This window comes from Algoriphagus terrigena DSM 22685, from assembly GCF_000429445.1.
Taxonomy (GTDB): Bacteria; Bacteroidota; Bacteroidia; order Cytophagales; family Cyclobacteriaceae; genus Algoriphagus; species Algoriphagus terrigena.
Genome location: NZ_AUBW01000008.1, coordinates 232385 through 240100, shown reverse-complemented (window position 1 = coordinate 240100; position 7716 = coordinate 232385). Strand labels below are relative to the sequence as shown.

General features: G+C 47.0%; 7 protein-coding genes. 4 read left to right on the top strand and 3 right to left on the bottom strand.

The genetic code is table 11. The annotated features are described in order from the left end of the window. Positions 1-342: 342 nt before the first annotated feature. From G459_RS0109405 to rbfA, 3 genes are all read right to left on the bottom strand, one after another. A complete protein-coding gene (locus G459_RS0109405; protein WP_035455544.1) occupies positions 343-936 on the bottom strand; it encodes a hypothetical protein in 594 nt (197 codons plus the stop codon). 220 nt (positions 937-1156) lie between these two features. After that, positions 1157-2383 (bottom strand): FtsX-like permease family protein, encoded by a 1227-nt coding sequence (locus G459_RS0109395; protein ID WP_026967429.1) that lies wholly within the window; start codon positions 2381-2383, stop codon positions 1157-1159. An 11-nt stretch (positions 2384-2394) separates the two neighbouring features. Continuing rightward, positions 2395-2784: a 30S ribosome-binding factor RbfA gene (rbfA, locus tag G459_RS0109390; RefSeq protein ID WP_026967428.1), complete on the bottom strand. Its 390-nt coding sequence runs from the start codon at positions 2782-2784 to the stop codon at positions 2395-2397. Between the two features lie 85 nt (positions 2785-2869). Between rbfA and G459_RS0109385 the strand changes: the two genes are divergently transcribed. The 4 genes from G459_RS0109385 (at position 2870) to G459_RS0109365 (ending at position 7713) form a co-directional block, all read left to right on the top strand. Beyond that, positions 2870-4261, top strand: coding sequence for a hypothetical protein (locus G459_RS0109385; RefSeq protein ID WP_026967427.1), 1392 nt, complete (start codon positions 2870-2872; stop codon positions 4259-4261). Positions 4262-4358: 97 nt separating this feature from the next. Next, a complete protein-coding gene (locus G459_RS0109380) occupies positions 4359-5732 on the top strand; it encodes a hypothetical protein (protein ID WP_026967426.1) in 1374 nt (457 codons plus the stop codon). A 245-nt stretch (positions 5733-5977) separates the two neighbouring features. Continuing rightward, positions 5978-6586 carry a Pvc16 family protein gene (locus G459_RS0109370; protein ID WP_026967425.1) on the top strand — a complete coding sequence of 203 codons (609 nt, stop codon included), beginning with the start codon at positions 5978-5980 and terminating at the stop codon, positions 6584-6586. Beyond that, positions 6583-7713: a hypothetical protein gene (locus tag G459_RS0109365; protein WP_026967424.1), complete on the top strand. Its 1131-nt coding sequence runs from the start codon at positions 6583-6585 to the stop codon at positions 7711-7713. Before G459_RS0109370 ends, G459_RS0109365 begins: the two co-directional genes overlap by 4 nt. Positions 7714-7716 lie beyond the last annotated feature (3 nt).

The window sequence follows — 7716 nt, the reverse complement described above, 5'->3', positions numbered from 1 at the left end:
ATCATATTCTCAGGGACAATACCCCTTATAAAGAACCTCAACTCAGGCAGGAGATCATTGATGAACGAAGAAAAGCGGAAATGGAGCGCCTAGAAAAAAGGCTCCAAAAACTTAAATCATTAGCGTCCAACTAGAAAAGGTCGTCTTTTTTTTGGTGGACTATACCCCGAGCATAAAACTGATATCAGACGCTAAGCACCCACAGCTGTTGCCTAAGAGCACGTAGAAAAAACTTTTCTCTAAAGAAAAAACTTAGCCAAAACTGATGTCCTGGAACAACTATGGGGTAAGCTAACCAGACTTTCAGAAAAAAAAAAGCCGAAGAAAATCTTCGGCTCGGTCTTAATTTTTTCCCAACTGGGCGTCTATGAGCTCCCGTTTGAGCTTTCGCTCGCGGTCGAGTGTGTTTTTCCGATGCAGTTCAAATTCCTCCCGCACGTCCAGAAAATCATTTTCAGCCTTTTTGATCCGGCCAAAGCTTTTGAAATACTGAAACGCAAAAAATGCCAAGGCACCGGATAGTAGGACTACTAGCATCCACATCAGCGAGGAGTAAACGGTCTTTTGAATCCCGATTCCCAAAAAGCTGAAATTGTCTCGGTTTGCTATTGCCTCGTTTTTTTGGGCTACTTCAGCGGTCAAAAGCTGTTTTACGATGACCACAGAGTCATTCAGACTTTGTAGCTGAATGTTCAAATCTGTCGCTTTCTTGGACAAAGTGCGGATGGAGTCGAGGACGTTGGATTTGAGCTGTTCCAAGTTCGCTTTTTTGACCACCTCGTATTCCTGAAAACCATTAGAGACGCGGTAGATGTAGTCAAATTGGCTGGTAATCGTGCCCGAGCGTAAGGAGTTTTGAGTTTCTGTAGAATCCTGTGCTATAGCAACTGAGAATCCGGAAAAAAGGAAAAACGCTAGAAGGGCATACTCTTTCATCGGCATGATATTTTTTTGATTTTTTGGTTTTCTTTCAATAAACGTGCCTTAAACCGAGATTCTTATTTTCTCATTGGGTAAAAATGCCTTAAAATCACCCACTTTGTTGCCTTTTTTTTCCAATAGCTTGCTCGGTCCGCTTAACAATATTCTGTTTTACTGAAAAAAGACTTATCCTCTTGTAAATTAGGAGGCTAGCCATCGCCACGGCGGAAAAAAGCTAAAGCTCCCGCACCGTATCCACCTGGGCGGCGATGATCGCCGGTCTCCATGAAGCCAGCAGCGTAATGGAAATAACGGCTATACCGATCCAAATGAAGTCTGACCAAACAATCCGCACCGGATAGGCATCTACGACCGCCGAGGAAATCCCCAGCGAAACCAGCCCAAAACTCTCCTGGGCCAGGACAATCAGGTATCCCAAGACCAATCCTATCACAGCCCCACTGAGCGCAATCAGCGCGCCTTGCTTCAAAAAAATCTGGCGAATCAACCGGTCTTTAGCCCCCATGGCTTTGAGTACGGCGATGTCTTTTTTCTTTTCGATCGCCAGCATGCTCAGGGAGAAAAAAATGTTGAACGAGGCGATGGCTAAAATAAAAGTGAGGGTGAGAAAGACGAAAAGTTTCTCAAGCTTCACCGTCCGGATCAACCCGGCATGCTGCTCGTCGGCATTTTTGACCAGAAAGTCTGAGCCAAGATGCTCCTTTAGCCGGCGCTGCACATCTGAGACCGAGAAGCCATCTCCCACTTTAATCTCCAGCGCCGTGCGCTTTTCTCCATAGTTCAGCAGATCGCGGGTAAAATCGAGCGGTGCGATCACGTATCCGTCATCAAACTGCTGCTCAATGCTGAAAAATGCCCTCGGCTCCAGTTGTGCTGAGGTATAGAGTTGATTGGGATCAATACTGCCGGCCGACCTAGGAGCTTTGGGATAGAATACCTTCAGGGTAGAATTGGGCTCGTTGAGATGAATCGACAGAAAAAATCCCACGCCTCTGCCCAAGATGGCTCCTGGTCTGAGATCCGTGCCCAGCGTGGTGTCTCCCCAAAAATACCCTTTGGAAAATCTCCCCTGATCCAGGAAATTGTCAGAGACGCCCTTGATTTTCGCCACTAGCTGGTTCTCATCGTGCTCGTAAAGGACGTTATCCTCGATCACCTCGGTCAAGATCGCCACTCCTTCGATTTTCTCGATTTCGGCGAGCCATTCCCGAGGAGCCAGAAAGCTCTTGCCTCTGGCGGGCTCGATCTTCAGCTCTGCGTCAAAGCTGGCAAAAAGACTCCGAATCAAATCTTCCAGTCCGTTGAACACCGACATGACGACCACCAAAGCAATCGTCCCCACCGCTACTCCGACCATCGAGATGATGGAGAGCACAGTGATGAAATTCCGCTTTTTCTTACTGCGAAAGTATCTGCCGGCGATAAAAGAACTGGGATTCAAAGCTGCGGCTATTAATCTTCGTCTTCTTCCTGTTCCTCTTCCTCTGGGGGAGCCGGAGGGATATTCAGATCAGAGATCACCTTATCCATGTATTGGGCATAGACTGCCGAATCATCCGGAAAGAACGCAATCTCTGGAATGATCCGGACGGACTTTCCGATTCTCTTGGACAGGTCATGGCGGATCTCCTTTTTATGAGCATCAATCACATCAAAGAGTGCTTTGGGATCAGCGAGCAAAAAACTCAGATACACTTTGGCAAAGCTCAGATCCGGACTGACCATGACCCGCGTGATGGTAACCAAGGCCTTGCCGATAAGCGGTTTTGCTTCTTTCTGAAATATATCGCCAAGCTCCTTTTGAAGAAGTTTGGCGTGTTTTTGTTGTCTTTTGCTTTCCATGTGAAGTATTTGTGGTACAAATTTAGCGAAATACTTGGGCAAGCTTTAATTTCGGCCCAATCCAACCCATTCCTTCTCAGAAACCTTGTTAAGTTTTTTTAAAGTAAACGATCCATTCAGACTGATTGGGATAGCAATCTACCTCATTGTCTTGGCCGTTGTGACGCTGGCGCTGTTCTCTTTTCCTCTCACCGAACCCCGGCTCGTCTGGATGGTGCTGGGAGAGCGGCTCAGTGACGGCTACTACCTCTACTTGGATGTGATCGATGATACGGGGCCTTTGTCTGCAGGGTTTTTCACGTTTGTCCACGTCATCTTTGGACGAAGTGAATGGGCGTATGAACTGATTGGAAGGCTGTTGGTCCTTTTTCAGATCATCTATTGGAACACGGTCCTGATCCGATATCGGGTTTTTGAGGAAAACACCTATCTCCCGGCTATCATCATGGCGGCTCTTTTTCACCTGTCTTTTGACTTGGTGGGGATGTCTCCGGCATTGCTGGGAAGCACCTTTCTGGTGTTGGCGATCGGCCAGCTTTTCTCCCAAACCGTCCTGCAAAAAGAGACAAGCGAATCGACACTCTTGATCGGCATCTACGGGGGAATCGCCACCGGATTTCATCTGAATTTTGCGATTTTTCTCCCTTACATGATCTTCACGGGAATAGCGATCAGCGGATTTTCTTTTCGTCAGTTGCTGTTGTCATTGGTCGGGTTTTTCCTGCCGATTCTACTGCTGTTGATCTTCTATTTCTGGAACAACGGTCTGAGTGAGACATTCCAGATTTGGCCGATGGTTTTTGCCTATGAAAAGTATCGGTACCAGCCCCAGATCGTGTGGGCAATCCTGGGAGCGTTTCCCTTGTTGCTGGCGTTAGTTGGGTTCTTCTACAGCACAGTGCTCAGAGGCTCCACGATCAACCAGCAAAAACAGCGACAGATGATCATCGTCTGGCTGTTGTTTTCGCTGCTGGAATTTCTTTTGGTTAAAAGGCAGGCGACCTACCAACTCCTGATCTTCATCCCGGGATTGACGTTTTTGATCACTCATTTTTTCCTGAACACCGCAAAAAAAATGATCGGAAAGATCGCTTTTCTGGTACTTCTTTTTGGAATTCCCGCGGCCGGATGCTGGTATTGGCTCGGACAAACCCAGACGGACTCCCCTTATTTTGTCACCAAAAACCGGGGATCGAAGTTTAAACCGGGAGAATCGATCATGGTCATGTCGTCAGATTCCTCTCCCTATCTGGACAATCCGCTTGGCGGCCCTTTTCTCAATTTCAATCTGGCGAAGGTGTACCTAAAATCGGAAAAAACACTGGAGCAAAAAGCCAAAATCTATCAGAATCTTCACACCCAAAAGCCACAAACCGTGGTAGATCCGGAGGGGATTTTCGAAAAACTGCTGCAAGAATTGCCCGCGCTGAAAAGTCTCTATGTCGAATCTGAACCGGGAATTTTTAGGTTGAAATAGTTTTTTTAACCATTTGTCTTTAAGACAGATACCGTCTATCTTTAAAAGCGATAGGTTCGATTGAACCTCGATTTTTCACTTTTAGTGTTGCTTTTTTATGAATTCTATTTTTCAGATTCTCTCTACCTGTACTGCTGGAGAAAAAAACCAGTTGCTGGAGTTCTGTGCGACTAGACACTCGGCCAGTTCCAAAAAATACCAGCTTCTCAAAGTGTTCGTGGAAAAACCTGCGCTTAAAGACGCACAAATCAGTCAGCTGATCTATGGACAAAAGGAGAATCCAGCTTACTACCAACTCAAAAAGCGCGTCAAAGAAGAGCTCGAAGAACTGCTTCCGCTGCTAAACGCGAATTCATTTTCTAGTGACATCAAGACCAGAATCCGGTGCAGCGAGTTATTGCTGCAAAGTCAGGTTCTGCTCGCCAGGGGCCTCCGCTGTGATGGCGCCAAATTATTGGAGAAAAGCCTTAGGACGGCGATTTCGTCTGATTTTCCGGACCTGATTCTATCCATCTTTGACGTCGCGCAGCGATTTTCAGTGAATGAGGTCATCAGAAAAGAAGACCTTCCCGAACTGGAATTGATCATCCAGAGCCATTTGGCGATCCTGATCAACCAGCACCATCCCAAATCCGAAGATCGAGTGCCCTGTGAGAAGAATGCGTATCTCGGTCAAATCCTCCACCAACTCGATTCGGAACGGAAAAACTGGGGGCTGGTTAGCACGATCAGGCAATCAATCGCCGATCAAAACTTTGAAGAAGCTAAATCCCTCATCTTGGAGTCTGAGCCAAGTTTTGAGAAAAATTCCGAGGATCGGGAGGTCTACGAGGAGTTTTTCCTGACTAAGCAAAAATTCCTCCTCCAGACAGGTCAATACCAAGAAGTCATCCAAAACTGCAAACATCAGAAATCAGGTGTCATCCACTCCAAAGAAAAGCACTTGGAGCTTTCGCAATACCATTGGTACGCATTGTTTCACCAAGATCACTTCGATGAAGCAGCGGCACTCCTCAGAAAAGACCTGATGCAGCGGTGTCCGGAGCTTTCCCCCAAATGGAAGTACTGGGAGGCCTTTCTTTTGTTTAGAAAGCAATCTTTCAAAAATGCCCTCCGCTCGGTTCACGAATGCCAACAAGAACTCAAGACAATGCCCAACTACTATCTGGGGTCCAAAATGCTGGAGCTGATGATCCTTTTTGACCAAAATGAGGTGGATTGGCTGGATTATAAAGTGGAAAATCTCCGAAAACTCCTCCACCGGTGGAAAGGAAAAATCAGCATCCGGATTGACAGTGCCTTTCACGTCTTGCGCGGGATTCAGACGAAGGCACCGGTAAGCTCCTGGAACGATTTGGTGAAAAATGAGCACCTCCTGAATCTTCAGGACGGAAAGGGAATCTATCACTGGAATCCGATAGATTTTGAGCTGATCCGCTATGACGGTTGGATTGCGTCAAGACGAAACTAATCAAGAACTCTCTGTCGATCCACCAATCTTACCCCTGGCTTTTCTAGGCAGGAGCCAATATCAAATTTTTGGTCAATACTCTTCAATGACATTGCTATTAATTGACTAAATATCAGCATGTTATTTAGATTAAAGCCACAGGAAAAAAGTCATAGTACTATATTATTTCCTGTCATTGAGGACTAGGCTTGAATAATTTATGGCTTCAGAACCACTGAATTTTTCTCTGAATTCGATTTTTCAACATGATCCATTCCGCCTTGGAATTTTTAACTCAGGAGCTCAATGCCTTTATTAAGCTCAAAGTCGGTGACCCGCTCACTGCGAGGATATTCTTGTCCGGCGTGACCAACGAACAGGGCATTGCCATCCCTGACCAAAGTCTTGGGCTATCGCTCATCAACATCGAGGAAGAACGGACAAACAAGGAGCAGCAAAGCCGTTTTATCAACGCTCTCGGAAAGGTGGAAAAACGGAATCCTGAGATTCAGCTCAATCTCTATGTCTTGATTACGGCCAACTTTCAGAACAAACTGGCCAATAATTCCTCGGATGACTACGTCGAAGGCCTCAAGCAGCTGAGCTATGCGATCGCATTTTTCCAGAGCAAAAATGTCTTCACTCCGGAAAACAGCCCAGCACTGTCTGGCTTTGATCCCAATCTGACCAAGATCGTGGTTGAGCTCTACAGCTATTCCTTTGAGCAGTTGTACAATTTTTGGTCGGTGGTAGGCGCCAAATACCTACCCAGTGTGCTCTACAAGGTCAAAACGCTGCGGATTCAGGAAAATGCCATCCAAGAAAGCGGCGAGCCTATCGAACAGATTTTTCTCACTTCAAGCCATAAGTCATGAACATCATCTATTCGCGGCTTTTCGAGGTGAGCATCTTACACGACTATTTCAGGGACGGTATCGCAAAGGATATCAAACTAGTGCCTACGCAGGAAACCCAAGACTTGCTAAGAAAAGGACGAATGCTCTGGAGAGAGACCCCCCAGGGGATTGTGGTGCTGTACCGGGCGGAAGCTGACCTTACCACTCCAGAAGTGTCGTTGGCTCCGCCTATGGATTTTAATTTCTTTTTCAAAAGCACTAATTCTCCCCAGTTTTTCACCATCACAGAACTCACAAAAGGGTCGAGAACCTACCAATCCGGCGACTTTATAGCGTTCAAAAGCCTGCCAGCCACCGCATCCACCGACCCCAGCAATCCCGAAAAAATCGGCCTGGACATCTGGGACGGATCGAGGCCAAAATCTTTTACCGCCCGGGTGAATCTCAATCCGGCACCGGCAAAAGCACTTCTTCAGATCAAGGATGCTGCTGGTGTTAAGATCCCTTCTGGGTTGGATGAAGCCGGCGATGCACTGCCTTTGGACCTTGAGTTGACACCTGATGATAAAGGAGAGTTTCTCCTGAAGCTTGATCTGAAAGGAAAGCCCGAGGGCAACTATACACTAGTCCTGCGAAATGAGGCAGACACGCTTGACTTGTGGAAAAAGGAATACTTCCTGACCCAAGATCCGGAAGTGAAGTCGGCCTTGGGCATTCTGAAAATCGCCTACAGGTCAGCTCCGGCTCACCTATATGGAGCCAGAGAATATTACGCAGTTGATCTGAAGCGAAAAGCCACCAAGTGGACCTACATCATCGTCAGTCAAAATAACAAAGTAGATCTCGGAAGCGCCGAGCTTTCCATCTTGGACAAGGGCAATCCCGCCGGCTCCCCATACGCCACCTACACTTTCCAACAACAGGGGGCCGCTCCCAACGCCGACGTGAAGATCAACAATGCGGAGACCGTCATCTTCAAATCTCAGGTACCGATTCCTTTTTTCGAAAACCCGAAGCTCAACCTAGAGCTTAGAAGAAAGCCTGGAAATCGGGTATTATTTGGTCATCTACCCAATCCCACCCGATCCGGAGCAGTCAAAGTCGCCCCCGGTGAAGAAATCTCAGAAATCTATGTATTCATCTAATCC